Source organism: uncultured Jannaschia sp., assembly GCF_947494025.1.
Lineage (GTDB): Bacteria > Pseudomonadota > Alphaproteobacteria > Rhodobacterales > Rhodobacteraceae > Jannaschia.
This window is the reverse complement of record NZ_CANLTQ010000021.1, coordinates 1-14,721: the sequence shown is the minus strand read 5'-3', so window position 1 is coordinate 14,721 and position 14,721 is coordinate 1. Positions and strand designations below refer to the sequence as shown.

17 protein-coding genes, 1 tRNA gene and 1 pseudogene are annotated in these 14,721 nt (G+C 67.2%); 18 read left to right on the top strand and 1 reads right to left on the bottom strand.

Translation table 11 applies throughout. From position 1 onward, the window contains the following. Positions 1 to 526 precede the first annotated feature (526 nt). From Q1B08_RS16470 to Q1B08_RS16440, 7 genes are all read left to right on the top strand, one after another. Entirely contained in the window at positions 527 to 949 is a 423-nt protein-coding gene (locus Q1B08_RS16470; RefSeq protein WP_299821340.1) for a hypothetical protein, read from the top strand. A 67-nt stretch (positions 950 to 1,016) separates the two neighbouring features. Continuing rightward, positions 1,017 to 1,670 (top strand): hypothetical protein, encoded by a 654-nt coding sequence (locus Q1B08_RS16465; protein WP_299821338.1) that lies wholly within the window; start codon positions 1,017 to 1,019, stop codon positions 1,668 to 1,670. 354 nt (positions 1,671 to 2,024) lie between these two features. Next, entirely contained in the window at positions 2,025 to 3,272 is a 1,248-nt protein-coding gene (locus tag Q1B08_RS16460; protein WP_299821336.1) for a phage major capsid protein, read from the top strand. Beyond that, positions 3,272 to 3,808 carry an HK97 family phage prohead protease gene (locus tag Q1B08_RS16455; RefSeq protein ID WP_299821334.1) on the top strand — a complete coding sequence of 179 codons (537 nt, stop codon included), beginning with the start codon at positions 3,272 to 3,274 and terminating at the stop codon, positions 3,806 to 3,808. The genes Q1B08_RS16460 and Q1B08_RS16455 overlap by 1 nt, the downstream gene beginning before the upstream one ends. Further along, on the top strand, positions 3,805 to 5,034 hold the full coding sequence (locus Q1B08_RS16450) for a phage portal protein (RefSeq protein WP_299821332.1): 1,230 nt from the start codon (positions 3,805 to 3,807) through the stop codon (positions 5,032 to 5,034). Before Q1B08_RS16455 ends, Q1B08_RS16450 begins: the two co-directional genes overlap by 4 nt. Then, positions 5,021 to 5,191, top strand: coding sequence for a hypothetical protein (locus Q1B08_RS16445; RefSeq protein ID WP_299821330.1), 171 nt, complete (start codon positions 5,021 to 5,023; stop codon positions 5,189 to 5,191). The genes Q1B08_RS16450 and Q1B08_RS16445 overlap by 14 nt, the downstream gene beginning before the upstream one ends. A gap of 2 nt (positions 5,192 to 5,193) precedes the next feature. Next, complete coding sequence (locus tag Q1B08_RS16440) at positions 5,194 to 6,297, top strand: tyrosine-type recombinase/integrase (protein ID WP_299821328.1); 1,104 nt, start codon at positions 5,194 to 5,196, stop codon at positions 6,295 to 6,297. 22 nt (positions 6,298 to 6,319) lie between these two features. On the opposite strand, the gene Q1B08_RS16435 is transcribed toward Q1B08_RS16440, so the two are convergent. Continuing rightward, positions 6,320 to 6,393: transfer RNA gene (locus Q1B08_RS16435), tRNA-Arg, on the bottom strand. 101 nt (positions 6,394 to 6,494) lie between these two features. On the opposite strand from Q1B08_RS16435, the gene Q1B08_RS16430 reads away from it, so the two are divergent. The 11 genes and pseudogenes from Q1B08_RS16430 to Q1B08_RS16380 all read left to right on the top strand — a co-directional run. After that, positions 6,495 to 6,929, top strand: coding sequence for a YeeE/YedE thiosulfate transporter family protein (locus Q1B08_RS16430; RefSeq protein ID WP_299821326.1), 435 nt, complete (start codon positions 6,495 to 6,497; stop codon positions 6,927 to 6,929). After that, entirely contained in the window at positions 6,929 to 7,357 is a 429-nt protein-coding gene (locus Q1B08_RS16425; protein WP_299821324.1) for a DUF6691 family protein, read from the top strand. Before Q1B08_RS16430 ends, Q1B08_RS16425 begins: the two co-directional genes overlap by 1 nt. A gap of 3 nt (positions 7,358 to 7,360) precedes the next feature. After that, complete coding sequence (locus Q1B08_RS16420) at positions 7,361 to 8,263, top strand: MBL fold metallo-hydrolase (RefSeq protein ID WP_299821322.1); 903 nt, start codon at positions 7,361 to 7,363, stop codon at positions 8,261 to 8,263. Between the two features lie 34 nt (positions 8,264 to 8,297). Further along, entirely contained in the window at positions 8,298 to 9,356 is a 1,059-nt protein-coding gene (locus Q1B08_RS16415; RefSeq protein ID WP_299821320.1) for an endonuclease/exonuclease/phosphatase family protein, read from the top strand. Between the two features lie 159 nt (positions 9,357 to 9,515). Next, on the top strand, positions 9,516 to 9,611 hold the full coding sequence (pqqA, locus tag Q1B08_RS16410) for a pyrroloquinoline quinone precursor peptide PqqA (protein ID WP_299821318.1): 96 nt from the start codon (positions 9,516 to 9,518) through the stop codon (positions 9,609 to 9,611). Positions 9,612 to 9,632: 21 nt separating this feature from the next. Further along, positions 9,633 to 10,529, top strand: coding sequence for a pyrroloquinoline quinone biosynthesis protein PqqB (pqqB, locus tag Q1B08_RS16405; protein WP_299821316.1), 897 nt, complete (start codon positions 9,633 to 9,635; stop codon positions 10,527 to 10,529). After that, on the top strand, positions 10,526 to 11,275 hold the full coding sequence (gene pqqC / locus Q1B08_RS16400; RefSeq protein ID WP_299821314.1) for a pyrroloquinoline-quinone synthase PqqC: 750 nt from the start codon (positions 10,526 to 10,528) through the stop codon (positions 11,273 to 11,275). Before pqqB ends, pqqC begins: the two co-directional genes overlap by 4 nt. Then, positions 11,275 to 11,550: a pyrroloquinoline quinone biosynthesis peptide chaperone PqqD gene (gene pqqD / locus Q1B08_RS16395; RefSeq protein WP_299821312.1), complete on the top strand. Its 276-nt coding sequence runs from the start codon at positions 11,275 to 11,277 to the stop codon at positions 11,548 to 11,550. Before pqqC ends, pqqD begins: the two co-directional genes overlap by 1 nt. Further along, positions 11,547 to 12,668 (top strand): pyrroloquinoline quinone biosynthesis protein PqqE, encoded by a 1,122-nt coding sequence (pqqE, locus tag Q1B08_RS16390; protein ID WP_299821310.1) that lies wholly within the window; start codon positions 11,547 to 11,549, stop codon positions 12,666 to 12,668. The genes pqqD and pqqE overlap by 4 nt, the downstream gene beginning before the upstream one ends. 127 nt (positions 12,669 to 12,795) lie before the next feature. Then, positions 12,796 to 13,890: a YihY/virulence factor BrkB family protein gene (locus tag Q1B08_RS16385; RefSeq protein ID WP_299821308.1), complete on the top strand. Its 1,095-nt coding sequence runs from the start codon at positions 12,796 to 12,798 to the stop codon at positions 13,888 to 13,890. A gap of 274 nt (positions 13,891 to 14,164) precedes the next feature. Further along, positions 14,165 to 14,653: pseudogene (locus tag Q1B08_RS16380) on the top strand (transposase); the annotation flags it as partial. Positions 14,654 to 14,721: the final 68 nt, after the last annotated feature.

The following is a 14,721-nucleotide window of genomic DNA, read 5'->3' as shown; positions in this document are numbered from 1 at the left end:
ACCTCAGATTCCCCTCATGCGATTGCACATGAGTGAATTCACAAATCATCCGCCAGCTAACGGCGGGTTGCTTCAACCGCAGGGTGCGTCAACACCCTGCGGTTTTCCTATTAACGGATATAAAGAACTTTGCAAGAACCCGTCGCGTAAGCGGTTGTCCGGGTTGATTTTGCTGCTGTATCGAAGAGCCCAGATTGCCGTCGGACGCCTACAGGCCCCTGGAAGGGGCTTGATCGGCGTCGTGGTGACGGGCATGGTGCCGGTGGGCGTCGAAACCCGGACTGTGATCGACCGCATGACCTTTGGCGAGGTTCCTTCCGTTCTGGAAGGGCGGTCTAAACGACGAGCGGCTTGGCGGCCGCTGCATCTCCGACAGAGTATGTCGGGGCGGAGCCGTCATACAAGACCCCTTGGGGGAAATCGGCTCGCGTGTCTCACAGCACGTTTCGAACGCCCCGGCGCCCGGCCGCCCCGGGCAACGGCCTTCGAAAGCCGTCTATCTGTGAGACCGAAGATGACCCATCACATGACCCGTCGCGCCGTTTGCGCCACCCTTCCCGCCCTGGCGGTTCCTGCCGCCCTGCCCCTTGCGGCGAACGCGACGCCGACCGGCGACGAACGCTTCATGGCGCTCTATCACGCCTGGCTTGCCATCCATGAGGAATGGAATACCCCCAATGGCCATCTGACCATGGACGAAGAGACCCGCTGGTCGCGCGAGCTGGGCTCCCGCCAGTACGCGATCCTCGCCCAGATGGAGATACACCGCCCGAAGACCCGTGAGGGCATCCTCGCGCTTCTTTGGGTCCAGTGGCGCGAGTCGGGGCCGGTGTCGACCGTGGGAAGCGATGCGTGGCGCGAGGAGCTCGAAGAAGGTGACTTCCGAATGATGATCGCGGTCTGGCGTTCCATCACGGGGCTCGACGGTTTGCCCCGGCGGCTCGTCTAGTCATTGGTGTTTGGGATTGCAAACCGCAATCACACGGGTCATGGTGGCAAAAAGATCGGATGCCAGCATGACCCATAAGAACGATTCGCTGCTCGACGCAGCCAAGAAGACCGCCACGGCCCTCGGCCTTGGCTGGTCGGACCTTCAGCAAGTGTACCGGAGCTTGCAACAGGAAGACGCGGACGGAACGGGATGGCTGCCCAAGAGCGTGGGGCGAAAAATCTGGACCGCCAAGCCTTCATTCGTCGCGAAACTTGTGACGGGATACGGGTTCAACAGCTCCGCTTTTACACCGCATGAGGGTCTTTACCTTCTTCACGGTCTGACTCGGAACGGTGGTTCCATGCCGATAGAGGATTGGCCGTCCGCAGGGGTTAAGCCGCCCGCGGAGAAACGTCTCGCGCAGATCGTCAGCGATCCCGACGAGGCCGCGAAGATCGCGGAGCTTCGGTTCGACGCCGGGGCAAAGTCGATCACGATCAAGTATGTCGACGGTTCCGAGGAGGTCTTCGCCCCGATGAGCGACGATCCCTGGGACGCCGATGACGTGGTTCATCGACGCCGCATCATCGACGTTCTCCGCAAAGAGACCGGCCCGCTTTCGACCGTGTTGAGGATTCAGGGATCGGCCATTGCCGAGATTGCCGAGTCCGTCGTGTGGGATTTCAGTGGCTCGCCCATGCGCGCCGGGGAAGTGTCCGAGGAGGACACGGACGAATGAAGATCGCCTTGCCCTTGCTTACGGCGACGATCCTTGCGGGGTCGGCTGGTCGGATCGTTGGGGCGAGGTTCGCGCGGCTATCCGCAGCCGCAGACGACGGCCGACCCCGCACCCCCTTTCAGGCGAGGGCAGCATGAGTCCCGCCGAACGCTTCGAGTTCAACGCGCTGATCGACGCGGCGGAGCGCGAAGCCGCCCGACAGGAACGCGCCTTTCGCACCAAGCTGCCCGCGATCCGAGCGTTGCTCGCACAAGTTTCCCGCAGAGATGCGGCATGGCCCCGTGCCGGTTTCCGGCCTGATGGACCCTTAGCCCCCCGTCGCGATGACGGCATGATCCCGGAGATGGACAGACAATGAAGACGCAGGAAATCAAGGAAAAGCGGGCCGCGAAGATCGCGGAGCTCAAGACCATCTCGACCAAGGCCGAGACCGAAAACCGAGACCTGTCGGGCGAGGAGCGGACTCGCTTTGACGCTCTGACGGGCGAGGTCGAAGGATTGAACCGTCGACTGACCGATGCCGAGCGCCTGGCCGAATTCGAACGCCTTGAAGGGCGCGCCGATACCGTCACCGGAAGCGTCGAGCGCCGGGGTCTGGAAGGCTACAGCGTAGCGAAGGCGCTATCCGAAAGCCGTTCCGGCGTCCTGACCGGGATGGAATCCGAATGGCACCAGGAGCTGTCCCGCGACCGGGGCGAGGTCCGTGGCGTGATGATCCCGACCGAGGTCATTCTCGGCGGCGAGTCGCGCGTCCTCAAGACGACGACGCCGGGCGCGGGGCCGGGCAGCAACCTGATCGCAACCGACCTCGCCGCCATGACGGATCGCCGCCGTGCCGCCTTGCGGATCGAGGGCCTTGGCGCGACCGTGCTGCGCGGCCTGACCGGAAACCTTGACCTGCCCCGCCTTACAGAGTCCGGCACGGCCGGGTGGATCGCGGAGCATACCGACGCGCCCCGTTCGGACCCGAAGTTCAAGAAGACACGGATGGACCCGAAGACCGTCGCGGCGGAATACGAGGTATCGCGGAAGATGCTTCTTCAGTCCAGCGCGGCGTTGGAACCGATCCTGCGCGCGGACCTCGCCTATCTCCTGTCGCAACGTCTCGACGCGGCGGCAATCCGGGGCGGTGGAGCGAACGAACCGACCGGCATCCTTGCCGACTCGAATGTGGCAGAGCTGCCCGGCATCGCGGGGGCGCAACTCCTGTCCGACCTGACGGCCGACCTGATCGCGGCGCTCGAAACCGACGACGTGACAGGCACCCGCGCGTTCCTGACGAACCCCTCGCTTATGGCGAAGGCACGGAAGGTGCGCGACACGGACGGGCACGTGATCACCACGGCGGAACAGTTCCACGGCGAGCGCGTCGAGACCTCCACCCAAGTTCCCGGCAACATAGGAGCTGCGCTCGACGCCGATGCGCTGGTCTATGGAGAATGGGCGAGCTTGTACCTGGGCTATTGGTCGGGCATCGACATTCTTGTGAACCCCTATCACGCCGACGTGGCGTCGAAGGGCGGCGCGCTGATCCATGCCTTCCTCGATTGCGACGTGGCCGTTCGGCACCCGGAAGGGTTCCGGTGGGCGGCGGTGTCCTGATGGCCGTCGAGCGCCGCTTCCTGACCGACGAGCTGCGCGCCAAGGGCCGCCGCCTCGAAGGCTACGCGGCGGTCTTCGGCGCGGAAGCCAGGATCGGGGGCGGTGTCGTGGAGACCATCGCCCCCGGCGCGTTCCGGGCGACCCTGACGGCGAACCCCGACATTCTCGCCCTGGTCGACCACGATGCCGCCCGCGTCCTCGCCCGCACCCGTTCCGGGACGCTGCGCCTGTCCGAAGACACGAGGGGGCTCGCGTTCGACCTCGACGTACCTGACACCCAGGCGGGCCGCGACGTGCTGGCACTGGCCGAGCGTGGCGACCTGGGCGGCATGAGCTTTGGGTTCACGGCCCGCGACGAAGCCCGCGACGGCGATCGCCGCGAGCTGCGCGCGGTCGACCTCTTCGAGGTGTCCGTCGTCGCCGCCTTCCCGGCCTATGCCTCGACCGTCGTCACGGCCCGGTCCCAGGCGAAGCCCCTGCCCCCCGGCCTCGCCCACGCGGCGCGCGTTCTTCAGATCTTGGAGCTGACCCGGTGAGCTTTCTATCCCGCCTTTTCGGCCGCGAGCATCGTCGGGACATGACCGTTGGCCTGTCCGACCCGTCGCTGACCACCTTCTTGGGCCAGCGCAGCACGGGCGGGACTTTCGTGGACGCCGACCGGGCGTCGAGCCTTGCGGTCGCGAACGCCTGCATGAGCGTCATCTCGCAGAACCTCGCCGCCATGCCGCTCAACCTTTACGCGCGGACGGAAGACGGTGGCCGCGAGCTGGCGACGGGGCATCCGCTGCACGAGGTCCTTCACGACAGGTTCAACGAGACGATGACGGCCTTTGAAGGGCGGGAGTTCCTTGTGGTGTCGCTCCTCACGCACGGAAACGCCTTCGCGCGGATCGAGTGGAACGGGCGCGGCCAAGTCGACGCCCTGCACCCGCTGCACCCGCGCTTGGTCGGAGTGGAGCGGCTGGAATCGGGGCGGCTGCGCTACCGCGTGTCGCCCGCGCGCAGCGGCGCATCGCGGACCCACGTGCAGGAAGAAATCCTGCACCTGCGCTACCGGCTCGACCGCGACGGAGTGATGGGCGTGTCCCCGATCCAGCACAGCCGCGAGACCTTCGCGCTTGCCCTCACCCAACAGGAGCAAACCGCCAAACAGACGACCAGGGCCTTCCGTTCAAGGGGCGTCCTGTCGACGCCGCACACCATGTCGCCGGAGCTTCGAGACCGCTTGCTCGACTCGTGGCGTCAGAAGATCGAGACCGAGGACGACGGGTCTGGCCTGATCTTGATGGACGGCGGGGCCGACTTCAAAACCATGTCACCGCCTGCAAAGGATGCCGAGTTCCTGGAAAGCCGGAAGCTCACGAACATGGACGTGGCGCGGATTTTCAGCGTCCCGCCGACCGTCGTCGGTATCACCGACAACGCGACCTATTCGAACGTCGACGGCGAAAGCCGGGCGCTTGTGCAACGATGCCTCGCCCCGATGGCCCGACGCATCGAGCAGGCCATGACGGCCGCCCTGCTGACCGCTGAGGGCCGTAGGCGGTACTTCGTGGAGCACGACCTCCTAGGCCTCCTGCGAGGCGACCAGAAGGCCCGTTTCGAGGCCTACCGGATTGCTCGTGAGTGGGGGTGGATGTCGCCCAACGAAATCCGGCGGCTTGAGAACATGCGCAAAATCGAGGGCGGCGACGAGTACCTGTCGCCGCTGAACATGACGCGCCAGGGCGAGCAGGAGGGGTCGAACGATGGCCAATCGTAAGGCGAGCCCCACCCAAGCCGCGCTTGCTCGCGTCCTGAAAGCCTTTCGGGACGCGGATACCCCGATCACACGAACCGACGTGCTGCCCGATGGCACTATCCGCATCTACACGATCAACAGCACCGCGACCGAGAGCGGCCCGAGCGACTGGGACTGACCATGAAGCGCCGCCGCCAGTTCCCGGGGGCTACCCCCTACACGGATCGCCACGGCACGCGCCGCTGGCGCTTCCGCAAGGGTGGCTTCAGTGCCGAGCTGGGGAAGGACTACGGGTCCGACGACTTTGCAGCGCGTTACGAGGCGGCCATGCAGGGCGAGAAGACGCGCGGGCTGATCGGTGCGGAACGGACAGTCCCCCTGTCCTTCGACGCTCTGGTGGCGTCCTACTACCAGTCAAAGGAGTGGCTTGGCCTGGGCGACACCACCAGGCGGAGTTATCGCGGCGTGATCGAGGCCATGCGCGTCGAACACGGTCGGAAGCGGATCGCCGGCCTGAAGCGCCGGCACGTCAAGGCATTGATGGCGGAAAAGGCCGAGACGCCCGCCGCCGCGAACAACCGGCTGAAGCGCCTTCGCCAGCTCCTCGACCACGCGCTCGACCTTGAATGGATTGAGACGAACCCGGCGCGAGGCGTGAAGATGTACGAGCTGCCCCAAGGGGGCTTCCACACGTGGGACGAAGGCGAGATTGTCCGCTTCCTCGACGTTCACGCACCCGGCACCCTCGCACACCGCGCCATGATGCTGATGCTCTACACGGGGGCCAGCCGGAAGGACGCTTGCGCCCTGGGCTGGGGGAACATCCGCGGCCACCGCCTGATCTACCGACGCGGAAAGACCGTGAAGCGCACGGGTATCGTCATCGACATACCGTTGCACCCGGACTTGGTGCCGGTCCTCGACGCCTGCCCCTCGGATGCCTTCACGTTCCTTCAGACTCGCCAGGGGGCGTCACGCTCGCCCGGCGGGCTCGGAAAGGAGATGCGAAAGTGGTGCGATGCCGCCGATCTGCCCGACTGTGCCTCGCACGGCCTCCGCAAGGGCATTGCCAGGCGCATGGCGGAGCTGGGCCTAAGCGGCCCGCAGATAATCGCCGTGACAGGGCACAAGACCATTTCCGAGGTCCAACCGTACATCGACAAGGCCGACCGTCGCCTCGGCGGAGAGCAGGCGATGAAGGCCCTCGCCGGGACAAAACCGGCACAGACCTTGGCGAACCACCCCGAAAGGTTCGCCAAAATATCCCCCAAGAACCTGAAATAGAAGGACAAATGAAAATGGTAAGCGGGCCCAGAAGGATTCGAACCCTCGACCTGCCGATTAGAAGTCGGCTGCTCTATCCAGCTGAGCTATGGGCCCCCGATGAGGTTTGACTAGGCGGCCCGGGTCGCCGAGTAAAGCATCGAGAGGTCGAGGACTCCCGTCGACCGTTCCTGCGCGCCGCCAGCCGAGAGGATCAGATGCCGCCCATCGTGCCGACCGACTTCACGCCCTGGGCCTCCCTCGCCGGAGGAATCCTGATCGGGCTTTCCGCCGTGTTCGTGATGGCCGCGCTGGGGCGGATCACCGGGATTCTCGGGATCACCGCCGGCACCGTCGCGGGGCCTGACCGGGATTGGCGCGTTGCCTTCATCGGCGGCCTCCTCGCCGCGCCGCTTCTTTGGGCGCTCGTCGCCGGCGGCTTTCCGGCACAGGTCGTGAGCGGCGACCTTCCGTGGATGGCCGTGTCCGGGCTGCTGGTCGGGATCGGCACCTCGCTCGGTTCGGGTTGCACCTCGGGGCACGGCGTCTGCGGTCTGGCGCGGCTTTCGGGGCGCTCGCTCGCCGCGGTGGCGACGTTCATGGCTTTCGCCGCGCTCACGGTCTACGTCCTGCGCCATGCGGGGGGCGCGTGATGCGGGCGGCGGCGGGGTTCGCGGCCGGGCTCCTCTTCGGGATCGGGCTTCTGCTTTCGGGCATGGCCAACCCCGCGAAGGTTCTCAACTTCCTCGACGTGGCCGGCGCGTGGGATCCGAGTCTCGCCATCGTGATGGGCGGCGCGACGGTGACGGCCTTTCTGGGCTACCGTCTGGCCTGGCGGCGGTCGCGCCCGGTGTTGATGCCGTCCTTCGATCTGCCGACGCGGCGCGACATCGACCGACCGCTCCTTGCCGGCGCGGCGCTGTTTGGGATCGGCTGGGGGATCGGCGGCTTCTGCCCCGGACCCGCCTGGACGGCGCTGCCGATGGCGGCGCCGGGCACGCTCGTCTTCGTGCCGGCGATGCTCGTGGGGATCTGGCTCGGCCGGCTTGCGAAGGCCGGGCCGCTGATGCAGGGAACCTGAACCATGACCGACGCCGACATCCGCCATTCACCTTCGACCGGACCGGGAAGCCCCGACGTCTGGGGCTGCTACGAGCCGGATACGGGCTCGATCCAGTATGTCTGCGCCTGCCCGACGACGAAGAAGGCCGCGCTTATCGACGTGGTCTGGGGGTTCGACCCGAAGAGCTTCCGCTTCGACACGACCGCGATGGACCGGGTGCTCGGGCTTTGCGCGCGCGAGGGGCTGGAGGCCGCATGGATCCTCGACACCCATCCCCATGCCGACCACGTGATGGCGTCGGCGCTGCTGAAGGCGCGCACGGGCGCGCCGAACGCGATCGGCGCGAAGGTCCGCGACATCGCCGTGCTCTGGCGGGAACTCTACAACCTCGCCGACGAGCTCGACCCCGAGCGGGACTTCGACCGGCTTTTCGCGGATGGCGACACGTTCACGCTGGGCGATCTGACCGTGGAGGTGGAGCTTACGCCCGGGCATACGCTGGGCTCGATCGCCTTCCATGCGGGCGACGCCTCCTTCGTGCACGATACGCTGATGATGCCGGACATGGGCTCGTCCCGCGCCGACTTCCCCGGCGGCTCCGCGGCCGAGCTCTGGGATTCGCTCCAGTCGATCCTGCGCCGTCCGCCCGCGACGCGGCTTTTCGTCGGCCACGATTACGGCGCCGAGGGCCGCGACGAACCCGCCTGGGAGGCGAGCGTGGCCGAGCACCTGGAGCAGAACAAGCACGTCCGCGCCGGAACGTCGCGCGCGGACTTCGTCGCCACGCGCGAGGCGCGGGACGCCGCCCTGCCCCTCCCGAACCGGATGCTGGCCGCGCTGCAGATCAACCTGCGCGGGGGGCGCCTGCCGGAGGCGGAGGCGGACGGGCATCACTACCTCAAGATCCCGGTCGGACGGTTCTGACGCCCGCCCCCGATCTCCGACAGGAAAGCCGACGATGCGAACGATCCTGAAACTGGCGCTCTGCGGGGCGACCCTCTTCCTCGTCGGCGTGAGCTTCCTCGCGCTGATCGAGACGAATGCATGGTGGGTGCGGATGACGGACTTCCCGCGCCTGCAATACCTGATCGCGCTGATCCTCCTCCTCGGGACTCTCGCCGTCAGCGTCCCGGTCAGCCGCAGGCTGCGGCTCGGGCTCGGCGCGTTGGTGCTCGCGGCGATCGCCTACAATGCCGTGAAGATCGCTCCCTACCTGCCGACGCAGGACGGCGTGGCCGAGTCCTGTTCGCCCGAGGACCGTATCTCCATTCTCGTCGCCAACGTGAAGCTCGGGAACCGCGAGTCCGGTGCGCTCCTCGAAATGGTACGGGCACGGGAGCCTGACCTGCTCCTCGCGCTGGAGACCAACGAATGGTGGGAGGCGGAGCTCGCCAACCTCGCCGACGGCTGGCCCAACGAAGTCTCGGAGATCACCGGCAGCTATTTCGGCATGCACCTGCGCTCCCGCCTCCCGCTGCGGGAGACGGCGGCGGTCTACCCCGTGGAGCAGGATGCGCCAGCCATCTTCGCGACGGTGGAGCTGCCCTCCGGCGACACCGTCCGCGTCTTCGGCATTCACCCCCGCCCGCCGCATCCCGACCAATCCTCCACCGGCCGCGACGCGGAGCTCATGTGGGCAGCCCTTGAGGCGCGCGAGGCCGAAAGCCCCGTCCTCCTGGCCGGAGATCTGAACGCGGTCCCGTGGGAGCGGACCATCGAGCGGATGCAGCGGATCGGCGGATTCATCGACCCGCGGGAATCGCTGGGGTTCATGCCGTCCTACGATGCGCATTCGTGGTGGATGTCCTGGCCGCTCGATCAGGTCCTGCACCAGCGCGGCCTCAGCGTCCTGTCGATGGAGGTCCTGCCCGGCTTCGGCTCCGACCATTACCCGGTGGAAGCGGTGCTCTGCCACAGCCCGACCCCGTTCGACCCGCCCGAGCTGCGCGACGACGATCTCGCCGAGGCGCGAACCACCATCGCCGCCGCACTGGAAGGCCAGCCGGATGATCGGTAGGGGCGCGGCGGTTCGGCCGTATGTGGCGCCGGACGGGCCCGGGACCGATACCAAAGATTTAGTCCGGCAGGCCCGATACCCTTTGAATCGCCCCCCATCGACAGTCATATTACCGGAACCCTGCCGGGTCCGGCGGGGCCATGAGTGGAGGAAACGACTATGGCGTGGACCAAGCCCATCATCCGCGAGATCGAGTGCGGAATGGAAATCAACATGTACGGCCCGGACGGCGACGAAGGTCCGATCCTGTTCTGAGCCGGAGGCGCGCGGAGGGACATGACGCTCCGCGCGCGCATATTGGGGGCGGCCGCCGGAGGCGGTCTGCCGCAATGGAACTGCGGCTGCGAGAATTGCCGGCTGGCCCGCGCGGGGCGCATTCCGGCTCAAACGCAATCGTCGCTGGCCGTTAGCGCCGACGGGACGAACTGGGCGATCCTGAACGCCTCGCCCGACATCCGACAACAGCTGGCGGACACGCCCGCGCTGCATCCGACCGGCCTTCGCGACGTGCCGCTCCGCTCCGTTCTCGTCACCAACGGGGACATCGACCATGTGGCGGGCCTTCTGGTGCTACGGGAGATGCAGGGCTTCACCCTGTTCGCCACGTCCGGCATCCATGCCGTGCTCCGGACCAACCCGGTCTTCGATGCGCTGAACCCGACGGTCGTGACGCGGACGGACATCGCGCTGGAGACGCCGTTCGAGCTGGCGGCCGGACTCGAGGCGACGCTGTTCCCGGTGCCCGGCAAGGTACCGCTCTACATGGAGGGCGAGACGGTGGAGACGGACCTGATCGGTGAGCAGACCGTGGGCGTCCATCTGCGCGCCGGGGGACGCGACGCTTTCTACGTCCCCGGCTGCGCGACCATGACGGACGATCTTCGCGCCAGGCTCCGCGGCGCCGACCTCGTATTCTTCGACGGCACCCTTTGGCGGGACGACGAGATGGTGCGCGCAGGGCTTGGGCAAAAGACCGGCAAGCGCATGGGACACATGTCGATGAGCGGCCCCGACGGATCCATCGCCGCGTTCGAGGGAATGGACGTCGGCACCCGCGTCTTCGTCCACATGAACAATACCAACCCCGTCCTGCGCCCCGACAGCGCGGAACGCCGGGAGGCCGAGGCCGCCGGCTGGACCATCGGACGGGACGGAATGGAGATCGTGCCATGACCCCTTCCCGCGACGCGTTCGAGGCCCGGCTGCGACAGATCGGGGCGGACCGCTACCATGACCGCCACCCGTTCCACACGCTTCTGCACGGCGGCGGCTGCACCCCGGATCAGGTCCGCGCCTGGGTTATCAACCGCTATTACTACCAGCATTCCATCCCCATGAAGGACGCGGCCTTCATGTCTCGCGTGGAGGATCCCGGGTTGCGTCGCCGCTGGCGCTCGCGGATCGAGGATCACGACGGCACCGACACCAACGAGGGCGGCATCCGCCGCTGGCTGCGTCTGGCCGAAGCGGTGGGGCTCGACCCCGACTACGTGGCCTCCACCCGTGGCGTGCTGCCCGCCACGAAGTTCGCCGTGGACGCCTATGTGCGCTTCGTGCGCGAGAAGACGCTTCTGGAGGCCGTCGCCGCCTCCCTGACCGAACTCTTCGCGCCCAAGATCCACAAGGACCGCATTGCCGGCCTGCTGCAGAACTACGATTTCGCCGATGACAGCTCGCTTTCCTACTTCCAGAACCGGTTGAAGGAGGCGCCGAAGGACGTGGCCTTCGGTCTGGGCTGGGTTCTCGACCATGCGGACACGCAGGAAAAGCAGGACGCCGCCGCCGCCGCGCTGGTGTTCAAGACCGACGTGCTCTGGTCACAGCTCGACGCCCTCCACGCCGCCTATGTGGAGCCGGCCCGCATCCCGCCGGGCGGCTGGCAGCCGGGCGAGGGCCTCCTGAACCGGCAGGCCGCGTGATGGAACCCGGCCAGATCCCCTATTTGCCCCGCGGGGTCCGACTCCACCGCGACCGGGTCCGCGACGCCTGGGTCCTCCTCGCGCCCGAGCGCGCCGTGTCGCTCGACATGGTGGGCCATGCCGTCCTTTCGGAGATCGACGGCATCCGCTCCTTCGGCGAGATCACCGCGGCGCTCGCCGCCCGATACGATGCCAGCCCCGCGCAGATCGCCTCGGACGCCTCGGGCTTCCTCCGCGCGCTTCGCGATCGACGTTTTCTGGAGGTTCACCCATGACCGCCGATCCCGCGACCGTCCGCCCGCCCATCGCCATGCTGGCGGAGCTCACGCATCGCTGCCCCCTCTCCTGCCCCTATTGCTCCAACCCCTTGGAGCTGGCGCGGCAGGAAAACGAGCTCGACACCGAGGCCTGGGTCGACGTGTTCCGGCAGGCCGCCGATCTCGGCGTGTTGCAGCTCCACCTTTCCGGCGGCGAGCCCGCGTCCCGCCGCGACCTCGAACCGCTGATCACGGCGGCGCGGGAGGCCGGTCTCTACACCAATCTCATCACCTCCGGCATCGGCCTGACGGCACGCCGCCTCCATGCCCTCGACGAGGCCGGGCTCGACCACATCCAGCTTTCGCTGCAGGGCACCACGGCGGAGATGGCCGACAGGATCGGCGGCTATCGCGGCGGATTCGACCGCAAGATGAAGGTCGCTGAATGGATCGGGGAGATCGGCTTCCCGCTGACCCTGAACGCGGTCCTCCACCGCCAGAACCTGCATCAGCTTCCCCGTGCCATAGAGATGGCGGTCGAGATGGGCGCCCGCCGGATCGAGGTCGCCACCGTGCAGTTCCACGGCTGGGCGCTCCGGAACCGCGACGCCATGATGCCCACCCGGGAGCAGGCGCGCGAGGCCGACGCCATCGTGGCCGAAGCCCGCGCGCGGCTGAAGGGCGTCCTCGTCATCGACTACGTGCCCGCCGACTACCATTCGAACTATCCCAAGCGCTGCATGGGCGGCTGGGGCTCCACCGGCCTCGTGGTGGCGCCCGACGGACAGGTCATGCCCTGCCACGCCGCCGCCTCGATCCCGCATCTGGTCTTCGACAACGTCCGCGACACGACGCTGGCGCAGACGTGGTATCACGGCGGTGCGTTCGAGGCCTATCGCGGCACCGGCTGGATGCAGGAGCCCTGCGCCTCCTGCGAGCGCAAGCGGGTGGATTTCGGCGGCTGCCGCTGTCAGGCGATGGCGATCGTGGGCGATCCGGATGCGACCGACCCCGTCTGCATCAAGTCACCCCACCGCGCGGCGCTCACCCGGCAGGCCGACGCACATGCCGCCGCCGAAGCCGACCTCGTCTACCGCGCAATGCCGCACAGGCAGGTCACCGAACCCGCGGATTGAACACAAGGCGTCGAACCGGATCGTAAAAGCGGCGACAGGCGCCCCCGCGCGATGCGCCTGTCACACCAACCGGTCAAAACCTGCGATCCCGGCGGAACGCTCGGGATCGTGAAGCGTTGCAGAGATCATGCGCACAACATCCAAATCCCGTGGCCTGAAGGCCTTTGCCATGCTCGCGGTCGCGGGCGGGCTCAACGCGATGCGCCAGCGGCGCCGCGACCATGAACACGACGCCGCCGCGCGGGGCGATGCTCGGTCGCCGCACCACGCCGAGGCTCCGTCGGAGCTGCCGCGGCGCGGCTGGATGGACGTGCTCAAGCGGACCTACGCGGAGATCACCAACGACCACGTCATGCTGGTGGCCGCGGGCGTGACCTTCTACGCGCTGCTCGCCCTGTTCCCGGCGCTCGCCGCGCTGGTCTCGATCTACGGGCTCTTCGCCGATCCCGCGACGATCGAGGGGCACATCACGGCGCTCGAGGGCGTCCTGCCCGGCGGCGCGATGGAAATCATCAGCGGTCAGCTCGAGTCCCTGGCCGCGCAGGGCTCGGCCGGGTTGGGGCTCGCGTTCGCTGCGGGGCTCGGCACCTCGCTCTGGTCGGCCAATGCCGGGGTGAAGTCGATCTTCGAGGCGCTCAACATCGCCTACGAGGAACACGAGACGCGCGGCTTCGTACGGCTGACGTTGACCTCGCTCGCCTTCACGCTGGGCGGGCTCGTCTTCGTGATCGTGGCCATGGGCGCGGTGCTCGCGGTGCCGGCGATCTTGCAGAATATGGCGTTCGGCGCGCAGCTCGAGTCGCTGGTGAACTGGTTGCGCTGGCCTCTCCTCCTCGTGGTGGTGACCGGGCTGATCGCGCTCCTCTACCGTTACGGGCCGGCGCGGGAGCCACCCGAATGGCGATGGGTGAGCTGGGGCAGCGGGATCGCGGCGGTACTCTGGCTCGCCTTCTCCGGACTGTTCTCGTGGTACGCCGCGAATTTCGGCTCCTACGACGCGACCTATGGCTCGCTCGGCGCTGCGATCGGCTTCATGACCTGGATCTGGATCAGCACGATCGTCGTCGTGACCGGGGCAGAGCTGAACTCCGAGCTCGAGCACGAGACCGCCGCCGACACGACGACCGGCGCCGAGAGGCCGATGGGCGCGCGCGGCGCCGTCATGGCCGACCGCGCCGCTGGCGGACCGAAACGGGCAGGACGGCGCGGCGACACCCTCTGACGTTGCAGAATTCGTCATCGCGACGAAGACGGGCCAGCGCCGGGTGCGAGGTAAGATGCTTCCGCCCGGCCGTGCTGCGAAGCGGAGCTACGCTCCTGTCAGGGTGTCGAAAGACCTAATCTACGGAAGACTGTCCAGCCGTTTCGCTGCAATGCTCCGAACGCCGCTGATATCCCGCGTCTAACAATCTGACCAAGGTTACGGCCGAACCTGGCGTTGTTGTACGAAGTCTGTTGGGGTTCACATCGCGACTCCGGCACCATAGCTGGACGGCATGTCCAGGCCTGCCCCGACCCGCTACCGCACCCTGAACTGGTCTATCTACAACGCGTCGCTGCGAGAGCGTGGGTCGCTTACCGTCTGCTGACCGGCAGTGCATTGCGCAGCAATGTCGCGAGAGGTTGGTTCGATCCGTCAACGCCTTGGCACGCCAGGCCATCAGGCAAGCGCGGCGGCCAGCTGGTCTACAGCGACGCCGCGAGCCAGGCCTGCCTGACCACTGTCCGATAGGGCATCACGCAGTGATGTCCCGAAAGGGATCAAGGTCCTGTTCGGCCTGCCGCTTCGTCAGACGACAGGCTTGGTCACGAGCCTTCTGAAGCTGGCAGGACTCCATTGGCCGGTGCCCTTCGTCGGGCGATCCTTCCACAGGAAGGCTCGCCGATCCTCCTCGGTCTCGACGCTGTGTCGACGGCAGAAGACGCTGGCCGTGCAACTCCCCTGCCGGGGGAGCGGCGGCCCGCTGCATCTGCTGGTCCCCTCTTGTCTTATGCATTTCCCAGCTCCCGGTTTATTTTGGGAGCGGCCACGCGGATTGCGCATGTTCGCGCG

Coding starts and splice junctions, on each gene's coding strand:
- Q1B08_RS16470 (WP_299821340.1), top strand. CDS start 527: ATGACCCGTCGCGCCGTTTGCGCCACCCTTCCCGCCCTGGCGGTTCCT.
- Q1B08_RS16465 (WP_299821338.1), top strand. CDS start 1,017: ATGACCCATAAGAACGATTCGCTGCTCGACGCAGCCAAGAAGACCGCC.
- Q1B08_RS16460 (WP_299821336.1), top strand. CDS start 2,025: ATGAAGACGCAGGAAATCAAGGAAAAGCGGGCCGCGAAGATCGCGGAG.
- Q1B08_RS16455 (WP_299821334.1), top strand. CDS start 3,272: ATGGCCGTCGAGCGCCGCTTCCTGACCGACGAGCTGCGCGCCAAGGGC.
- Q1B08_RS16445 (WP_299821330.1), top strand. CDS start 5,021: ATGGCCAATCGTAAGGCGAGCCCCACCCAAGCCGCGCTTGCTCGCGTC.
- Q1B08_RS16440 (WP_299821328.1), top strand. CDS start 5,194: ATGAAGCGCCGCCGCCAGTTCCCGGGGGCTACCCCCTACACGGATCGC.
- Q1B08_RS16430 (WP_299821326.1), top strand. CDS start 6,495: ATGCCGCCCATCGTGCCGACCGACTTCACGCCCTGGGCCTCCCTCGCC.
- Q1B08_RS16425 (WP_299821324.1), top strand. CDS start 6,929: ATGCGGGCGGCGGCGGGGTTCGCGGCCGGGCTCCTCTTCGGGATCGGG.
- Q1B08_RS16420 (WP_299821322.1), top strand. CDS start 7,361: ATGACCGACGCCGACATCCGCCATTCACCTTCGACCGGACCGGGAAGC.
- Q1B08_RS16415 (WP_299821320.1), top strand. CDS start 8,298: ATGCGAACGATCCTGAAACTGGCGCTCTGCGGGGCGACCCTCTTCCTC.
- pqqA (WP_299821318.1), top strand. CDS start 9,516: ATGGCGTGGACCAAGCCCATCATCCGCGAGATCGAGTGCGGAATGGAA.
- pqqB (WP_299821316.1), top strand. CDS start 9,633: ATGACGCTCCGCGCGCGCATATTGGGGGCGGCCGCCGGAGGCGGTCTG.
- pqqC (WP_299821314.1), top strand. CDS start 10,526: ATGACCCCTTCCCGCGACGCGTTCGAGGCCCGGCTGCGACAGATCGGG.
- pqqD (WP_299821312.1), top strand. CDS start 11,275: ATGGAACCCGGCCAGATCCCCTATTTGCCCCGCGGGGTCCGACTCCAC.
- pqqE (WP_299821310.1), top strand. CDS start 11,547: ATGACCGCCGATCCCGCGACCGTCCGCCCGCCCATCGCCATGCTGGCG.
- Q1B08_RS16385 (WP_299821308.1), top strand. CDS start 12,796: ATGCGCACAACATCCAAATCCCGTGGCCTGAAGGCCTTTGCCATGCTC.